The sequence below is a fragment of the Bacillus sp. SD075 genome, from assembly GCF_017355165.1.
Taxonomy (GTDB): Bacteria; Bacillota; Bacilli; order Bacillales; family DSM-1321; genus Peribacillus.
Genome location: NZ_JADILK010000003.1, coordinates 1 through 17,227, shown reverse-complemented (window position 1 = coordinate 17,227; position 17,227 = coordinate 1). Strand labels below are relative to the sequence as shown.

The 17,227-nt window shown below is 40.1% G+C and carries 15 protein-coding genes; 13 read left to right on the top strand and 2 right to left on the bottom strand.

Annotated features, from left to right (window positions below):
• The first annotated feature begins 106 nt into the window (after positions 1–106).
• Together mutS and mutL are read left to right on the top strand one after the other, a co-directional pair.
• On the top strand, positions 107–2,734 hold the full coding sequence (mutS, locus tag IOC57_RS03360; protein WP_207437418.1) for a DNA mismatch repair protein MutS: 2,628 nt from the start codon (positions 107–109) through the stop codon (positions 2,732–2,734).
• 22 nt (positions 2,735–2,756) lie between these two features.
• Positions 2,757–4,697 (top strand): DNA mismatch repair endonuclease MutL, encoded by a 1,941-nt coding sequence (gene mutL, locus IOC57_RS03355; RefSeq protein WP_207437417.1) that lies wholly within the window; start codon positions 2,757–2,759, stop codon positions 4,695–4,697.
• A 551-nt stretch (positions 4,698–5,248) separates the two neighbouring features.
• Here the strand turns inward: mutL and IOC57_RS03350 are convergent.
• Positions 5,249–5,902: a cupin domain-containing protein gene (locus IOC57_RS03350; protein WP_207437416.1), complete on the bottom strand. Its 654-nt coding sequence runs from the start codon at positions 5,900–5,902 to the stop codon at positions 5,249–5,251.
• A gap of 309 nt (positions 5,903–6,211) precedes the next feature.
• Between IOC57_RS03350 and IOC57_RS03345 the strand changes: the two genes are divergently transcribed.
• The 6 genes from IOC57_RS03345 (at position 6,212) to IOC57_RS03325 (ending at position 11,652) form a co-directional block, all read left to right on the top strand.
• The gene (locus tag IOC57_RS03345) at positions 6,212–8,104 is read left to right on the top strand and encodes an OPT family oligopeptide transporter (RefSeq protein ID WP_207437415.1); all 1,893 of its coding nucleotides are present in this window, start codon (positions 6,212–6,214) and stop codon (positions 8,102–8,104) included.
• Positions 8,094–8,459 (top strand): PqqD family protein, encoded by a 366-nt coding sequence (locus IOC57_RS03340; protein WP_207437414.1) that lies wholly within the window; start codon positions 8,094–8,096, stop codon positions 8,457–8,459. Before IOC57_RS03345 ends, IOC57_RS03340 begins: the two co-directional genes overlap by 11 nt.
• A 374-nt stretch (positions 8,460–8,833) precedes the next feature.
• A complete protein-coding gene (locus tag IOC57_RS25690) occupies positions 8,834–8,998 on the top strand; it encodes a hypothetical protein (RefSeq protein ID WP_286184495.1) in 165 nt (54 codons plus the stop codon).
• 89 nt (positions 8,999–9,087) lie between these two features.
• Positions 9,088–9,282 (top strand): SDR family NAD(P)-dependent oxidoreductase, encoded by a 195-nt coding sequence (locus IOC57_RS25685; RefSeq protein WP_286184494.1) that lies wholly within the window; start codon positions 9,088–9,090, stop codon positions 9,280–9,282.
• A 175-nt stretch (positions 9,283–9,457) separates the two neighbouring features.
• Positions 9,458–10,063 carry a methyltransferase gene (locus IOC57_RS03330; RefSeq protein WP_207437413.1) on the top strand — a complete coding sequence of 202 codons (606 nt, stop codon included), beginning with the start codon at positions 9,458–9,460 and terminating at the stop codon, positions 10,061–10,063.
• Between the two features lie 323 nt (positions 10,064–10,386).
• The gene (locus tag IOC57_RS03325; RefSeq protein WP_207437412.1) at positions 10,387–11,652 is read left to right on the top strand and encodes an L-lactate MFS transporter; all 1,266 of its coding nucleotides are present in this window, start codon (positions 10,387–10,389) and stop codon (positions 11,650–11,652) included.
• 363 nt (positions 11,653–12,015) lie between these two features.
• On the opposite strand, the gene IOC57_RS03320 is transcribed toward IOC57_RS03325, so the two are convergent.
• Entirely contained in the window at positions 12,016–12,741 is a 726-nt protein-coding gene (locus tag IOC57_RS03320; protein WP_309487658.1) for a GntR family transcriptional regulator, read from the bottom strand.
• A gap of 279 nt (positions 12,742–13,020) precedes the next feature.
• On the opposite strand from IOC57_RS03320, the gene IOC57_RS03315 reads away from it, so the two are divergent.
• The 5 genes from IOC57_RS03315 to chbG are packed head-to-tail and all read left to right on the top strand — an operon-like array spanning position 13,021 to position 17,115.
• Positions 13,021–13,329, top strand: coding sequence for a PTS sugar transporter subunit IIB (locus IOC57_RS03315; protein WP_207437411.1), 309 nt, complete (start codon positions 13,021–13,023; stop codon positions 13,327–13,329).
• Between the two features lie 4 nt (positions 13,330–13,333).
• The gene (locus IOC57_RS03310) at positions 13,334–14,683 is read left to right on the top strand and encodes a PTS sugar transporter subunit IIC (RefSeq protein WP_207437410.1); all 1,350 of its coding nucleotides are present in this window, start codon (positions 13,334–13,336) and stop codon (positions 14,681–14,683) included.
• Positions 14,684–14,699: 16 nt separating this feature from the next.
• The gene (locus tag IOC57_RS03305; RefSeq protein WP_207437581.1) at positions 14,700–15,047 is read left to right on the top strand and encodes a PTS sugar transporter subunit IIA; all 348 of its coding nucleotides are present in this window, start codon (positions 14,700–14,702) and stop codon (positions 15,045–15,047) included.
• The gene (locus tag IOC57_RS03300) at positions 15,044–16,387 is read left to right on the top strand and encodes a 6-phospho-beta-glucosidase (protein WP_207437409.1); all 1,344 of its coding nucleotides are present in this window, start codon (positions 15,044–15,046) and stop codon (positions 16,385–16,387) included. Before IOC57_RS03305 ends, IOC57_RS03300 begins: the two co-directional genes overlap by 4 nt.
• On the top strand, positions 16,384–17,115 hold the full coding sequence (gene chbG / locus IOC57_RS03295; RefSeq protein ID WP_207437408.1) for a chitin disaccharide deacetylase: 732 nt from the start codon (positions 16,384–16,386) through the stop codon (positions 17,113–17,115). The genes IOC57_RS03300 and chbG overlap by 4 nt, the downstream gene beginning before the upstream one ends.
• Positions 17,116–17,227 lie beyond the last annotated feature (112 nt).

Here is a 17,227-nt window from a genome sequence, read left to right as displayed (position 1 = left end):
ATTGATTTACCATGCAATTTCGAATACAGGCCATGTTGCTTTCCCGTATGTTATAATGAAAGACATAAATGTGTAATAGATTTTAGTTTGGAAAGGTTTTGAAGGAATGGCTGGATATACTCCGATGATACAGCAATATTTAAAAATTAAGGCAGAGTATCAGGATGCCTTTTTATTTTTTCGTTTAGGCGATTTTTATGAAATGTTTTTTGACGATGCACTGAATGCATCACAAGAGCTCGAAATTACATTAACGAGCCGAGAAGGCGGTAGTGAAGAGCGAATTCCGATGTGCGGCATTCCGTATCACTCGGCAGCTAATTATATTGATATATTGATAGAAAAAGGTTTTAAAGTAGCTATTTGTGAGCAAACCGAAGATCCGAAGCAAGCCAAAGGAGTGGTACGCAGGGAAGTTGTCCAGCTGATTACTCCAGGAACGAAGATGGATAGTAAGGGCCTTCGTGAAAAGGAAAATAATTATATTGCCACCGTCACTTATTTCACGGATGGTCAGTTTGGCTTTGGATATAATGATTTATCGACAGGGGAAAATAAGGTCACTTTGATTGAGAGTTTTGAGGAAGTCCTGAATGAATTTGCCATCCTTGGTGCGAGCGAAGTGGTCATTGCCGAGGATTTCAATGAAGAATGGAAGAAAAAGCTGCAAGAACGGGGAGCTGCCGCTCTATCACTAGAGAGTAATTTGGTTCAAAGCGAGTCATTCGCTGCATTGCTTCATCTGATAAAAGACCAAAAACTGGCAACAACCACTTCGCGTTTATTGAATTATCTATATCGTACCCAAAAACGCAGCCTGGATCATTTACAACCTGTGCTTGCATATGAAACATCACAATATATGAAAATTGATTATTATAGCAAACGCAATTTGGAATTAACTGAAACCATTCGTTCCAAAGGTAAAAAAGGTTCATTATTATGGCTGCTTGATGAAACAAAAACAGCCATGGGCGGAAGGTTGCTGAAACAATGGATTGATAGACCGCTCATTAATAAAAAACAGATCGAACGGAGACAAATCCTTGTTGAAACCCTGAAAAATCAATACTTCGAACGGCAGGACTTACGCGAACGCCTGAAGGAAGTGTACGACTTGGAGAGGCTTGCCGGAAGGGTTGCCTTCGGGAATGTAAACGCTCGGGACTTGATTCAACTAAAACGTTCATTACAACAGGTGCCGATCATTCGTGAAATCGTGAAGTCAATGGCTTCCAATCAGGATATTTCAATTCTGGCCGATAAATTGGATCCTTGCGAAGAAGTGACGGATTTGCTTGAAACGGCGCTTGTAGAAAACCCGCCATTGTCCGTGAAGGAAGGGAATATCATTCAGGACGGTTTCCATAAGGAGCTGGATACATACAGGGATGCCAGCAGAAACGGGAAAACTTGGATTGCACAGCTTGAACGAGAAGAGAGGGAACGCACCGGGATCAAATCATTGAAAATCGGATATAATCGTGTATTTGGCTATTACATTGAAGTCACACGAGCCAATTTGCATCTGCTTGAAGAAGGGCGTTATGAACGGAAGCAAACTTTAACGAATGCCGAACGTTACATCACACCTGAATTGAAAGAGAAGGAAGCGTTGATTTTACAAGCAGAAGAAAAAAGCATCAGTTTGGAGTATGATTTATTCCTCAATCTTCGTGAAGAGGTCAAAAGCTATATTCCGCGCTTACAGGATTTAGCGAAAGGCGTCAGTGAACTGGATGTCCTGCAATGCTTTGCCACGATTAGCGAAGAACGCCATTATGTGAAGCCAGTCTTTTCCGATGATCGAAGAATCGTACTGAAGGAAGGCCGGCATCCAGTTGTCGAGAAAGTCCTTCAATCACAGGAATATGTTCCCAATGACTGCTTTATGGATGGAGACCGGGAGTTACTCTTGATCACAGGGCCAAATATGTCGGGTAAAAGTACGTATATGCGTCAAATTGCGCTAACATCGATCCTAGCGCAAATTGGATGCTTCGTATCTGCAAGTAAAGCTGAATTGCCAATTTTTGATAAGGTATTTACCAGGATTGGCGCAGCAGATGATTTGATTTCCGGTCAAAGTACATTCATGGTCGAGATGCTAGAAGCAAGAAATGCCATCATGAATGCGACAGAAAACAGTTTGATTTTATTTGATGAAATAGGGCGGGGAACATCCACTTATGATGGGATGGCGCTTGCTCAGGCCATCATTGAATATATTCATGAGGAAATTGGGGCAAAGACTCTCTTTTCGACTCATTATCACGAATTGACTGTATTGGCAGCGGAACTGCCAAAATTGAATAATATACATGTCAGTGCCATTGAGCAAAATGGAAATGTCGTTTTCCTTCATAAAATTAAAGAAGGGCCAGCAGATAAAAGCTATGGAATTCATGTGGCTAAGCTAGCAGATTTACCGGAGCAGTTAATAGATCGGGCGGCCGCTATTTTAGCGCAGCTAGAGAATGAAAATGGACAGGCAAAGCCGATGTCTGAACAGCAGGCTGCTGCTGTAAAAGCACCTATTGTCGAAGCCGCACCGTTAACATCCGTCAATGAGGCACAGCTTTCCTTCTTTGGGGATGAGTCCCCTAAAGGAAGAGTAAATTCCTCGCCTAAGGAAAAAAAGGTGCTGGATGACATAAAAACACTGGATATCCTTGAAATGACGCCGCTCGAGGCAATGAATACCCTTTATAAATTACAAAAGAAACTTAAATGAGTAATAAAGTGAGGCGATAAAAATGGGGAAAATCATACAGCTTGATGAGGCTTTATCTAATAAAATCGCAGCTGGCGAAGTTGTTGAACGCCCAGCCTCAGTCGTTAAGGAACTTGTGGAAAATGCAATAGATGCAAACAGTACCATTATAGAGATTGAATTGGTGGAGGCTGGACTTGGTTCCATTCGGATCGTGGATAATGGCGATGGGATTTTGGCTGATGACATAGAAGCGGCATTTAAACGCCACGCCACAAGTAAAATAAAAGATGAAAATGATCTTTTCCGAATTCGAACACTTGGCTTCCGGGGTGAAGCAATGCCCAGTATTGCTTCAGTTTCCCGTTTTGAAATGAAAAGCAGCACTGGCGAAGGTGTAGGAACGCGTATCCTTCTTGAAGGCGGCATGGTTAAGGAACTCGAGGCTTCATCCAGCCGTAAAGGAACGGATATCCTCGTTTCCGACTTGTTTTACAATACTCCTGCAAGGTTGAAATATATGAAAACCATTCATACAGAACTAGGAAATATTACAGATGTCGCTAACAGGCTCGCACTTTCGCATCCGGATGTTTCTATCCGGCTATCTCACAACGAGAAGCGTATTCTGCATACGAATGGTAACGGTGATGTCAGGCAGGTGCTAGCGGCAATTTATGGAACGAATATTGCTAAAAAGATGATTCCGGTTCAGGCAAGCTCCTTGGACTTCAAATTATCCGGATATATCGTTATGCCTGAGGTCACCCGGGCTTCAAGGAATTATATTTCAACCATGATAAACGGCCGCTTCATAAAAAACTATGCACTCGTGAAAGCCATCCTGGATGGGTATCATACACTTCTTCCAATTGGGCGTTTCCCAATTGCTTTGTTGAATATTGAAATGGATCCGATTCTTGTCGATGTCAATGTACATCCATCCAAAATGGAAGTAAGGCTCAGCAAGGAACAGGAATTGTACAGTCTTGTATCGGAAACGATTAAGTCTGCGTTTAAACAGATGTCACTAATACCAAGTGGATATACACCGACAGCAAAGCCGGAACAGGTGAAAAGTGAACAAACTACGCTGGAATTGGACCATGTTGTGGAAAGCGGCAAGCGGGTCCTTGAAGAAGCCAAGAAAGAAGCTTCACTCTTGAAGGATACCTTGATTCGGGAAAAGCAGGAACAAAAGAGTAATGTGAATCAAAGTGAAGATTTCAAACTTGAACCAATAAAGGAAATAATCTATAGCAATGAAAAGCAGCAAATGGAAGATGTCTATATACCGGTATTACAAAATGATGAAAGCAAAGCATATTTCGATTCAGCTGAAAAGTATACAACCTACACTGTTGAAAAAGAGGAAGAAATCGAGGCGAATGAACCGGATAGCCGCATTCCTCCAATGTATCCGATTGGGCAAATGCATGGAACATATATTTTTGCCCAAAACGAAAAAGGCTTGTATATCATTGACCAGCATGCTGCCCAGGAACGGATCAAATACGAATATTTTAAAGAAAAGGTCGGTCGTGTTGAAAAAGAGCTACAGGATATGCTGGTTCCCATCACCCTTGAATTTTCAACGGACCAATGTATCCGGATAAATGAATATCGGCATGAGTTGGAAAAAGTCGGCGTCTATTTAGAGGAGTTTGGCTATAATGCCTATATTGTCCGATCGCATCCACAATGGTTCCCTAAAGGAATTGAACAGGAAATCCTTGAAGAAATGATAGAACAATTGCTATCGATGAAAAAGGTAGACATCAAAAAATTGCGCGAAGAAGCAGCCATCATGATGAGCTGTAAAGCCTCCATAAAGGCAAACCGTCATTTGCGCAATGATGAAATCCAAGCACTATTGGATGAACTAAGGCGGACAACGGATCCCTTCACATGCCCTCATGGAAGACCTATCATCATCTCTTATTCCATTTATGAAATGGAGAAAATGTTCAAGCGGATCATGTAATTATAAACACTGGAGAACCCTTAATTTACAAGGGATCTCCAGTGTTATTTTATGAAATGAAATTTGATTTTAGGTGTAGGTATTTATGTATTTTTATTTCTTCTCTTATTGTATGGTTTTAATGGGGAAGACGGACAATTTTTCATTTTACCTATGATAAAGTGTTTTTGAGCACTTTGATATGGCTGGGTTCCTTTAAAGATAAGAGATATTCTGAGCCGACCGCAAAGTTGAAGTGGATGATCTGTTTCTATAGTGGGGGCATTATGAGAATCTCTCATATTATAAGAAGAAGATCGATAGAATATATATTGTATAATAATTGTTTACAAGCGTGTTATGGATTTTATAATTCCCATAAACCCCGTAAGGTGACCGCCATAATGTAAGATGCAGCGAAGTAATGAATTCGACTTTTTAACCGATCATCTAATTAAAAGAAATGGAGAACCCTTATGTAATAGTGTTCTCCATTTTCGCTTCCGATATTTTAGGCTTCAACTATGAGTATAGGCCTTTAAAAGAGGTAAACGGGTTCCCAATACTTATCTTCAATAATAATAATAGGGGGGATTGGGCTGGAAGTGATAGTTGTATGCCGGGGCAGTATACATCGGGTTATCATAGTGATTATTATATTGTTGATATTGCTGAATGTCTTCTTCGGGCGCTCGATGGCAGTTGGCTGGAGGACCGATGAATGTTGAGGGTTGAACCGGTGCAATTGCTTCTTTCCATTGGTTTTCATCCATGCAATACGTATGTGCCATAATATTTGCAGGTGTCAATTTCAAGATATCCGAACCCAGGATCACCTCAGGTGTTGGTGCATTAAAAATGGCTAGCAGATGAGTATTATCAGTAGTAGCCACTTCATAATGCCACCAACCTTGTGGAACGTTGGCTACTTGGCCAGGTGTAATGGGATAATTTTGTATTTGCTTAGTAAAAGGATTCAGTAATGAAACGGTTGCCGCCCCAGAAATGCAATACACTAGCTCTGCAGCATTTTGGTGATAATGCGGTTCTATGACATTGTTTACACTAAGGTAAATATCTAATAAAGAAACATTTTCGAGTGTGTTCAATTGTTTGATACCTAATACATTTATATAGTTATGGTTATCTTTTTTCATTAAATTGCTTTTATTAACATCAAAAAAGTATTGTGTTGATGGTGAAGTATAGTCCATATAGGAGACCATGAGTTTATCATTCCTTTTTTGTGAGACTTGATTTTTCAGGATATGTCAGATTTCATTTTAATGTGCAATAACCCAGTGGGTTATTTGCTTATGGAGCTAATGAATGGAATGAGATGCATGGATTTCGTGTAAGTATAAGCCATGTTATTAGGTGAATATTATTTTTATATATTTTAAAACTAACCTACTAATCTGAACATTCGATGTAATTAAACTTTTAATAAGCAGATTTTTCCCATTGCGTGACTTTAAATTACAGTGATATAATGTTCTCTATGATTTTAAAGTTTAACATAGGAAGTGGCTAAATTGTCGAACAATTCAAAAGAGAGTAAATTCGTTCCGTACGTCTCTGCATCTAAATCTCTACCGGAATTAACTGCAACTGCAATCATTCTAGGGATCATTCTTGCAATCGTATTCGGGGCGGCAAACGCATACTTAGGCCTACTTATTGGTTTAACTGTCTCTGCTTCAATACCCGCAGCGGTAATTTCAATGGCTATTTTAAGAGGGGTTTTTCGCAGGGATTCCATATTAGAAAACAATATTGTGCAAACGATGACCACGGCAGGTGAGGCTATTGGTGCCGGTGCTGTATTTACCATTCCAGCATTATTCATGTGGGACATGGACGTGAGTCAAGCATTCATCATTTTCGTTGTATTAACTGGTGGATTTTTAGGGGTCTTCATGATGGTGCCCCTTCGCCAGCTTTTGATTGTAAGGGAACATGAAACATTACCTTATCCAGAAGGTACGGCATGTGCTGAGGTCCTGAAGTCAGGAGAAAAGGGTGGTACAAGCGCCAAGCTAATCGGAGCCGGTTTGGTTATCGGCGGAGTGGTAAAAGGGCTTGGTGATGGGTTTAAGCTTTTCAAGACAGAGGTTGAAACTGGAATTACGAATTTTAAAAATGCAGTGGTTGGTCTTGATGCCTTTCCTTCCCTTTTGGGTGTAGGTTATATTATTGGACCGCGTGTTGCAGGACAAATGCTAGGTGGAGGATTATTAGCCTGGGTCGTTCTAATACCGGCCATTAGCTTTTTTGGCGGAAGCAATGGAACAGCCATTTTCCCTTCTGATGTACCGATCGGTGAATTGGATGCATGGGGAATTTGGGATAATTATATACGCTATATTGGAGCTGGTGCCGTTGCAACTGGCGGATTGATCACATTGATCAAAACATTACCAATACTTTTCAGTTCAGTTTTTGATACTCTTAAAGGCGTAAAAGCCAATAAAGGACAACTAAAATCAGGTTCGATCCGTACAGAACAAGACATACCCGCTAAATACGTTTGGTTGGGAACGACCATCGTTATTTTAATTATTGCTTTCACACCAATAACAGATGTGGGAATCATCGGTGCGATTGCCATTGCGATTTTTGGATTTTTATTCGTGACAGTGGCTTCGAGGGTTGTTGGGATCGTCGGAAGTTCGTCATCCCCTGTTTCTGGAATGACGATCGCTACACTATTAATTGTAGCGATTGTCTATAAAGCTACTGGTTTCACTGGTACGGCTGGAATGGTAGCCGCTTTAACTGTCGCTGCGATCATTTGTACAGCACTTGCGGTTTCAGGAGATGTTTCTCAAGATTTAAAAACAGGGTATATCGTCGGCGGAACACCTTGGAAACAACAAGTTGCCATGATGATCGGTGTTGTTGCGTCCGCTTCTGTCATTGGTTTTATCCTGGTTCTAATGGATAACGCATATACGATGGGATCTGCAGAACTACCTGCACCTAAAGCGGCACTAATGAAAATACTTGCTGAAGGTGTCCTTGGGGGAGATTTGCCTTGGACTCTCATCTTTATCGGTGCGGCTATTTCCATCACATTAGAGTTTTTCGGTCTGAATTCACTTGTTGTTGCAGTCGGCATTTACTTGCCGGTTCATACCAGTGCCCCAATCATGATCGGTGGATTTATTCGATTCTTCGTTGAGTTCTTCTCGAAAACAAAAGAAGCGCTTAAAGCACGGGTTGATAGAGGCGTATTATTTGCCTCTGGTTTAATAGCGGGTGAATCGTTGATTGGTGTGCTTATTGCCATATTGATCGCAGCAGGTGTCCAAGTTCCGGCTTCGGCTAAATTAGCCAGCGATATGCTACCTTTCCTACTATTCCTTGCACTAGCTGGATTGCTATGGTTCGTATCCAGCAAAGGGAAAAAAGAAGATGCTTCGTAAACGCCAATCAAAAAAGAGGAACTTGTTGACTATGGTTCCCCTTTTGGAAAGACGCGTCACTATGGTACAAGAATCTTCGGAAGCAACTTTTTTAGTCATTCAAAGGATCAATTTTGTGGAACGAATTACAATTCGTTTCTTTAAACAACCATCAGTCCGTAAAATCAAGCTTGATAAGTTTGGGGCATATGCCATTAAACAGATGGAGTTCCAAAGCAGTGTAAATCAGATTTCAGAAGCGATGAGTGAACATTTTGGTGAGGAAGCAGAACCAGTCTTACCGCGGTTGATGAAATTTCTGGAAATACTCGAGGTTCATGATTGGATCATTTGGGATGATGAAGAAAAAAAATGAGAAAAAGCTGAAGCTCTTTTTGATGCTTCAGCTTTTTTCTGTTTTGGATGTGAAAATTTTTCATTAGGTTTACGACATTCTAATAATCTTCGTTTTATGAAAGTGGACTAAAGGTATAATTATTTATAATAAATTTATATATGTTGTTCTTGTACTGTTAGTCATGCTTAATAAAGCAGTGATATTCAATTTTGAAGAGCAGGCGTGTTATTATGGAAGAGTATAAGTAGAATTAGTGACAGTTGGAGCTTCAGGTATGGGGTTTTCCATATCCACGCTAAGTGCTAAAGAGGCGCAAAAGGCGTGATTGCTGATTTTATCGAAGCAGGGGCAGCCGAAAACAATAAAAAAAGTGGGGAAGCGCAGGAGTATTCTTGGATGCTGGACAATCAGATTCCATCCAGGCAACAGTCGACTATACAACCGAACAATCTGGAACGAGTATGGCACTTGTTCATAATGTGGGTTTAACTAGCCTACATAAAGAACTGGATGTCATGAATTTAGATTTGGAAGAATGGGACCGGTTTATGGTGTGAATGTGTAATAAGTGTCCTATTGGGAAGCAGGTTTGTAATTCCTCACATGATTAAAGCGGGAGGAGGATCGATAATCAATACGGCCCTCCATGGCTGGAGCGACAGGTGACTCCGTACGTTCAGTATATGGTGCCTCCAAAGCTGGGGGGAGTGTATTTGATCCGGTATATCACTGCACAGCATGTAAAGATCGTATTCGTTGTAATGGAGTGGCACCAGGACTTATTGTAACTCCTGCAAAAAAATATGCCTCCGGCCGTACTCGATATTTTGTCCAAATATAATGCATTGCCATACCCCGGTGAAGCGGATGGTTTTTAACATTAGCTAGAAGGCATCTCATGAAAATGATAATGAAAAAATACAATCCTCGACATAAACCAGGGCTAACGATTAAATTAATTCTTTTATCTAATAATCCATGAAAAATCACTATTACTTTTAAGCAGGTGTGTATTAATGAAAGAAACATATTATGATGAATTGCTAAACATCAAAACAGCAGGAGAACAAAAGGAATTTAATAAGTCTTTGCATTATCATCGTTATGAGCCAACGCCATATGGCGCACTAGAACAATTATTCAAGAAGTATCAATTAAAAAGTAGTGATCGCATTGTGGATTTTGGTTGTGGTAAAGGGCGATTGAATTTCTTTATTCATTACTTATTTCAAGCTTCTGTTGTTGGAGTAGAAATGAATAGAACTTTCTATATAGAAGCTATTGAAAACCGAAGTAGGTATATGAAAAAAACGAATAAAAACAAAGATAATATAGAATTTCATTGTTGTTTGGCAGAAAATTACGAGATTGATTTGCGAGACAATCGTTTTTATTTCTTTAATCCGTTTTCCGTGCAAATTTTCATGAAAATCATTAATAATATATTGCTTTCATTCGAAAAGGAACCACGGGAAATCGAATTGGTTTTATTTTATGGATCAAAAGATTATATCTTTTTCTTAGAAAATCAAACCGCTTTTGAAATGAAAGAAGAAGTAATGTTACCAGATTTATCTGAGCATAATCCTTATGAGAAATTTGTCATATATCAATTGTTATAGTAAATAAAACTCTTTTTGGAAGGTAAACTATTCATAAAAAAGTTTCAAATCGAAACGGATATTTTGCATGGAAGGAAAGGTAGTTTCTCCTTATCCAAACTCCAATAACTTGTGAAATTTATCAATTTATTACTATTTTTGTAGAAAGTTCACTTAATTGTGATATTTTATATCTAGGACAGAAATCTGTTATTTTACCAGTAAAAGTGCATTTCATTGATATGAGGATGTAAACAGCGGTGATCCTGCTGGTAGCTAACCGCAGATTCTGTCACTGGTAGATAATCATGTGCGGTTTATTTTGTAAAGGGGATGATGGAGAAATGGGAAAAACAAAGAATCGATGGCTGATTGCTGCTTCGGCAGTTGGGATTCACCTGTCGATTGGTTCTGTGTATGCTTGGAGCGTATTTACGAAGCCACTTGCAAGTGAATTCGGATGGGATTTGACTGATATTAGCTTAACATTTAGTATTGCAATTTTGTTTCTTGGTTTATCAGCGGCATTTCTTGGACATTTTGTTGAAAAGTATGGTCCTAGAAAAGCTGGTATACTCTCAGCTGTTTTTTTTGGCTTAGGTATTTCGGGTGCTGGTGTAGCGATCAACATGGAATCATTGCCTTTACTTTATATTGCATATGGAGTTTTCGGTGGAATCGGACTTGGCGTAGGGTATATCGCCCCTGTATCGACCTTAGTGAAGTGGTTTCCAGATCGTAGGGGGCTAGCGACTGGTCTAGCCATTATGGGCTTTGGGTTTGCGGCACTGATTAACTCACCAATCATTCAAAGTTTGATTGGTTCTATTGGAATTGCTAATACCTTTTTCACTCTTGGAACCGCTTACTTTATTATAATGATAGCTTCATCTCTTTACTTGGAGCCCCCGGAGAAAGATTGGCTACCTGCTGGGTATAAAGAAAAAATTAAAATGGGAAAAGTGAAGCCATTGCAGGATCTTTCGCAACTAACGGCAAACGAGGCAGTAAAGACAAAACGTTTTTATTATCTCTGGCTCATGCTGTTTATTAATATTACCTGTGGGATTGCTATCATTTCAGCAGCATCTCCACTTGCTCAGGAAAGTATTGGTTTGAGTGCCGTTGCAGCAGCTGCCCTAGTTGGGGTTCTTGGTGCTTTTAATGGCCTTGGACGTATAGGTTGGGCATCCGTGTCAGATTTCATTGGTCGCCCGAATACCTATACCGTATTTTTCTCCATACAAGTCATCGCATTCCCACTCTTGACATTTACGGATAATCCAGTAGTTTTCCAAATTTTATTAGCGATTATTTATACCTGCTATGGAGGAGGGTTTGCTTCGATTCCGGCGTATATCGGTGATTTGTTCGGAACAAAGCAGTTAGGTGCTATTCATGGGTATATTTTAACGGCATGGGCAGCAGCAGGTCTTGTTGGACCCATGTTCGCTTCATGGATTAGAGAAAAAACAGGTAGCTATTCCCAAAGCTTAATCGTTTTCACAGGTTTTTTCGTGGTTGCTTTGATCATCTCTATATTGATTCGCCTGGATATAAAGCGCTTGAAAAATAACAGGACTAAAGAAATTAAACAAATCGGTGTTTGATCATATCCTGACAAGTCTATTAATTGAATGTAAACATCTCCGAAGGATTGAGTAATCGTAAATAAGTATGAACAAATTGGAGTTCAGCAATAAACACCTTTATATATTAAAGCCTTATAGAATAATCTTGGTAAAGTCTATATTATTAGCCACAGCAATCTTTTTAATGATTGCTGTGTTTTTGTATTTGAAAAACCATGATTAATTAAATATTGAATTAACCTTTTTAAATGAATTAAAAATGAGAAAAATTCATAAGGCACAATCTAGGGAACATTATATTCCTTAGATTAAGGGAATTACATATAAAAAAACGAATTGCCTTATAGAAGCAAGTATCCGTCCTTTTTAGTGTTTAAATATTTAATAGTTTCGTTCAATGACAAAGTGTGCACGATCGCCCCTAAAGAGTGTTTTTGAGAATTCAATGACCGAGCCATCATTTTCATATGTGTAAGTTTCTAAGGAAAAACAAGGTGAACCGTTAGGTACATCCAATTTGTCAGAAATGGAATCGTCGGCTAGTGAAAACTCCAAGTGTTCAACCGTTTTTTTTACTTTTAAATTGAATTGTGTTTCAAGTACTTTAAAGAGTGATTTTTCACAGGCTTCAATATTAAGCCCGGGTGTTTTATACCAAGGGAGAAAGGCAGTTTCATATTGAAGGGGGATGTCGTTTACGTAACGTATCCGTTCCAGTTTGTTTACGGGGTCTCCAATATTTTGTTTAAAAAGCTTGGCAAGGGTAGCATTTGCTTCAATCACTTTTAAGCTAATGACCTTTGTGGAAGGGTTTTTTCCTTGCATCGTGACTTGCTCAGAGAACTTTTCAACCGTGCTTGTAAGAAATTGCTTCACTTTATTTTCCGAAACGAAAGTCCCTTTGCCTTGAACACGGTAGATATAACCTTCGACGTTCAATTGCTGTAAGGCCGTGCGAACTGTTGTCCTACTTACTCCGTATATTTTACAAAATTCTGCCTCAGTCGGTAATTTTGTATTTGTCTGGTATTCGCCACTTTTTATGAGATCGATTATCGATTCCTTAACTATGGAATGCAATGCTGCTTCTTTATTGATGGTCTCCACAGAGATTCCTCCTATGCTCATTCCCAATATATACATATAGATTATCTCGGATAAGTTTAATAATCAACCTTAATTCGAAAATTTGTAGTAACAAATTAAAATTTGTGTTGATATTTTAAAGATTTGTAACTACAATATATTTGTGGAGGTAATAATACCCATTTCATATATCCTTTCAAGGGAAGTGATAAAATAAAGTAACATCGATTCGTATAAAAATGCAGTTTTGTCTCACTTTAAAATACTGAATAATCAATCATTAAAAGGGGGGTAATTTCAATGAATATCTTATTATGTTGTTCTGCAGGGATGTCTACTAGTTTATTAGTTACCAAGATGGAGGAAAGTGCTAAAAATCAAGGGATAGAATGCCATATATGGGCTGTGGGTTCTACAGAAGTGAATAATGAAATAGATAAGGCTGATGTGATTTTATTAGGTCCGCAGGTTAGATATCTTCTTTCTAAGTTACAGGAAGCAGGGAAAGAAAAGGGAATTCCAGTCGCTACCATCAATCCAATGTTCTATGGACTATGTAATGGTGAAGAAGTACTGAAACAAGCCACTACTTTAATAAAAGGAGAATAAGGATATGATGACTTTTATTGATAAGTATATTATGCCTGGGGCGGTAAAGGTAGGGAATAACCGGCATTTGCTTGCGATTCGTGACGCATTGATTGGAATGATAGCGATTACAATGATTGGGTCATTCGCCGTCCTGTTTAATAATCTTGGGCAAGTCATCAAGCCTTACGGAAGAATGATGGAAGCCATCTTCGGGCCTTCATGGAATACGCTGGGCGGTGATATTTGGTTTGGAACCTTTGCATTCATGACGGTATTCGCTGTATTCGGCATTTCTTATAAATTGGCACGATCATACGGTGACGATGGTTTTGAAGCGATGCTGGTTTCCGCAGCCTGTTTCTTTTTATTATTACCTCAAATCGGAAATGTCACTTTAACTATCGATGATAAGGATGTTACAGGTGGGGCATGGGGTTTTGTAAGCGTGAACTATTTTAATGCTACAGCCCTATTTACAGGAATTGTCGTTGCCTTAATAGCCACTGAAATCTTTGTGAGACTTTCCCGAGTGAAATATTTAGTCATCAAGCTTCCTGATGGAGTGCCTCCAGCGGTAGCCCGTTCATTTGCAAAGTTAGTGCCGGGTATGGCAACGATCTTTATCGCTGGTGTATTTGGACTGCTATTCCGTAAAGTTACGGATGGGCAGATACTGAATGACTGGCTGAGTAAAGTGATTGTATCTCCATTACAAAGTGCAGTAGATTCATTGCCATTCGCTATTTTACTAGTATTTCTTGTTCATTTATTATGGATGATCGGTTTGCATGGACCCAATATCCTTGGGGGGATAACGACACCGCTTTTTGAAAGTTCGGGAGTGAAAAATATCGATTTATATGCAAAAGGCGTCAAAGACATGGACCAATACGGGGTCTTGGCGGGTTCTTTCCTGGATGCATTTGTTTATTTAGGAGGATCTGGTGCAACACTGGGCCTTATCATTGCAATGATCATTGCCGGTCGGAAACGGTATAAACAGATGATTGCACTCGGAGGGGCACCAGGAGTGTTCCAGATTAACGAACCGATTCTTTTCGGATTGCCTATCGTTCTGAATCCAATGTGGTTCATCCCATTTGTTCTGGGTCCGGTAATTACAACGGTGATCTCTTATATCGCGGTAAGCAGCGGAATGGTTTTCCCGATCGTTGCCAAGATTCCATGGGTTACCCCTCCGATTGTGGGTGGTTTCCTGGCCACAGGCGGGCATGTGTCTGGAGCGGTCTTGGCTGCAATCAACTTAGTCATTTCAACAGCGATTTATTTACCATTCGTTTATGCTCAAGTGAAGATAGACACCAAAAATAAAACAGAGCTTACAAAAGATTCAGAAACGCTAAGCGTCTAAGAAAGTAGTGATGAAAATGGAAAAGGATGAATTATACCAACTATCTTTTCAATTGATTTTATATAGCGGGAATGCGAGAAGCTTTGCAATGGAAGCGATGCAGGAAGCAAAGAAAAGGAATTTTGAATCTGCTCGCGTGAAAATAGCCGAGGCGGAAACGGAATTACTGCTAGCCCATAAATACCAAACTCAATTAATCCATGCGGAGGCAGGAGGGGATCATTTTGATCTTCCCATTATCCTCGTGCATGCACAAGATCATTTAATGACAGCGATGACTATAAAGGATCTTGCAATTGAAATGATTGATGTACGCGAAGAATTTTTATATACAGATGCTGTGAAGGAGAGGACTGCTGAATGAGCAAGGGGCTGAAGATTGTCACGATTGGCGGAGGTTCGAGCTATACACCTGAACTGATCGAAGGTTTCATCAAATATCATGAAGAACTCCCTGTGAGTGAAATATGGCTAGTGGACATCGAAGCGGGAAAGGAAAAGCTTGAAATTGTCGGGAATTTGGCAAGAAGGATGATTGAAAAGGCCGGTGTGAATATTGAAGTCCATCTCACGTTAGACAGAAAGAAAGCGCTTAAAGACGCTGATTATGTAACAACCCAGCTGCGCGTTGGCCAGCTCGCAGCAAGGGCGCTCGATGAAAAGATTCCATTGAAACACGGAGTGATCGGACAGGAGACGAATGGACCAGGCGGGCTTTTCAAGGCTTTTAGAACGATTCCCGTCATTCTGGATATTGCTCATGAAATGGAGGAATTATGTCCGGAAGCATGGCTGATTAACTTCACGAATCCTGCAGGAATGGTAACGGAAGCAGTTCTGCGTCACAGTAATATTTCCAAAATCATTGGCCTTTGCAATGTACCGATTGGTATGGAACGAGGTGTTGCGGATTTGATGGATGTAGAACCATCAAGAGTCCGGATCGACTTTGCTGGCCTGAACCATATGGTTTACGGCTTAAATGTATTCGTTGATGGCGAGAGTGTCAAAGATCAAATCATCCATTTGATTACAGATCCAGCTAAAGCTGTGACGATGAAGAATATCCATGCGATGGGATGGGAACCGGAATTCCTTAGGGCGTTAGACCTGTTCCCGTGTCCATACCACAACTACTATTATAAAACGGGAGATGTACTGGCCCAAGAATTGAAGGATGCAGAAAAAGGGGAAACACGTGCAGAGGTCGTTCAAAGACTTGAAGCAGGGTTATTCGAGCTATACAAAGACCAGGATCTGGCTATCAAACCGCCGCAGCTTGAAGAGCGCGGAGGTGCATACTACAGTGATGCGGCTGTGCGGCTGATCTGTTCGATGCATAGGGATAAGCGGGATATTCAAGCGGTAAATACCGTAAACCATGGTGCGATTGAAGGCATCCCATACGGCTCGGCGATTGAAACCAGTTGCGTGATAACTAAGGATGGTCCTAAGCCGATCAATGTAGGTGAGCTTCCTGTCGCTGTCCGCGGATTAATTCAGCAAATTAAATCCTTTGAAAGGGTGGCCATCGAAGCTGCAATTTCAGGGGACTATGATACGGCGTTGCTTGCCATGACGATCAATCCACTCGTTCCAAGTGACCGGATTGCCAAACTTATATTAGACGAAATGCTTGAGGCACATAAAGATTATCTGCCGCAGTTTTTTGAAAAAAAGGAGTTGCAGGATAATTTATCATGATTGAAGTCCTTGTAAATGCAGATGATTTCGGGTTAACTAAAGCGGTGAATTATGGGATTTTGGATAGCCACAAATATGGAATTGTCAATTCGGCAACAATCATGATGAATGCGATAGCAACGGAGCATGCGATTGAAATCGCAAAGAAGACCCCTTCGTTGAAGGTAGGTATACACTTAGTGCTGACAAGTGGTAAACCTTTATTGAGTGATGTACCGAGTTTAGTAGACGAAAATGGATTCTTTAAGAAGCAAGGGGAGGTATATCGGGATCCTACCGGTATTTCCTTGAGCGAATTGGAGAGGGAGTGGTCGGCACAAATCGAAAGGTTCTTGGAATTTGGTCTATTTCCTACTCATTTCGACAGCCATCATCATGTACACGGGATCGCGGCATTTCTACCTGTTATTAAAAAGCTATCTGATAAATATGGATTGCCAGTGCGTAATGCCGGAAGGCACCTTGCTGGGATTCAGACCGTTACAGATGTATTCCTGGATGATTTTTATGGAGAAATGGTGGTTGAAACTTACTTTCAAAACTTGAAAGGGAGGGTAATGGATGGGGCGAGCGTGGAGATAATGACACATCCTGCTTATATGGATGAAGAATTGATGGAAGTCTCTTCTTATAATGATAAACGCTTAAAAGAAACCCGGGTATTGACCAATACAAAGTTACCAGAGGGATTTTTCCTTCGATTCAGCATCAACCAAGTTAAGGTTTAATCTCTTTATATAGCCCTTTAATTACAAAAGAGGACCATTCATCAAAATGATGAATGGTCCTTTTAAATGCAATGAGTGCTTTATTATAAAATTAATAAGCCAGGCTGAACAA

What these genes read in the sequence shown, in the direction of transcription:
- mutS (WP_207437418.1), top strand. Translation starts at nt 107, where the DNA reads ATGGCTGGATATACTCCGATGATACAGCAATATTTAAAAATTAAGGCA.
- mutL (WP_207437417.1), top strand. Translation starts at nt 2,757, where the DNA reads ATGGGGAAAATCATACAGCTTGATGAGGCTTTATCTAATAAAATCGCA.
- IOC57_RS03350 (WP_207437416.1), bottom strand. Translation starts at nt 5,902, where the DNA reads ATGGTCTCCTATATGGACTATACTTCACCATCAACACAATACTTTTTT.
- IOC57_RS03340 (WP_207437414.1), top strand. Translation starts at nt 8,094, where the DNA reads ATGCTTCGTAAACGCCAATCAAAAAAGAGGAACTTGTTGACTATGGTT.
- IOC57_RS25685 (WP_286184494.1), top strand. Translation starts at nt 9,088, where the DNA reads ATGGCTGGAGCGACAGGTGACTCCGTACGTTCAGTATATGGTGCCTCC.
- IOC57_RS03330 (WP_207437413.1), top strand. Translation starts at nt 9,458, where the DNA reads ATGAAAGAAACATATTATGATGAATTGCTAAACATCAAAACAGCAGGA.
- IOC57_RS03325 (WP_207437412.1), top strand. Translation starts at nt 10,387, where the DNA reads ATGGGAAAAACAAAGAATCGATGGCTGATTGCTGCTTCGGCAGTTGGG.
- IOC57_RS03315 (WP_207437411.1), top strand. Translation starts at nt 13,021, where the DNA reads ATGAATATCTTATTATGTTGTTCTGCAGGGATGTCTACTAGTTTATTA.
- IOC57_RS03310 (WP_207437410.1), top strand. Translation starts at nt 13,334, where the DNA reads ATGATGACTTTTATTGATAAGTATATTATGCCTGGGGCGGTAAAGGTA.
- IOC57_RS03305 (WP_207437581.1), top strand. Translation starts at nt 14,700, where the DNA reads ATGGAAAAGGATGAATTATACCAACTATCTTTTCAATTGATTTTATAT.
- IOC57_RS03300 (WP_207437409.1), top strand. Translation starts at nt 15,044, where the DNA reads ATGAGCAAGGGGCTGAAGATTGTCACGATTGGCGGAGGTTCGAGCTAT.
- chbG (WP_207437408.1), top strand. Translation starts at nt 16,384, where the DNA reads ATGATTGAAGTCCTTGTAAATGCAGATGATTTCGGGTTAACTAAAGCG.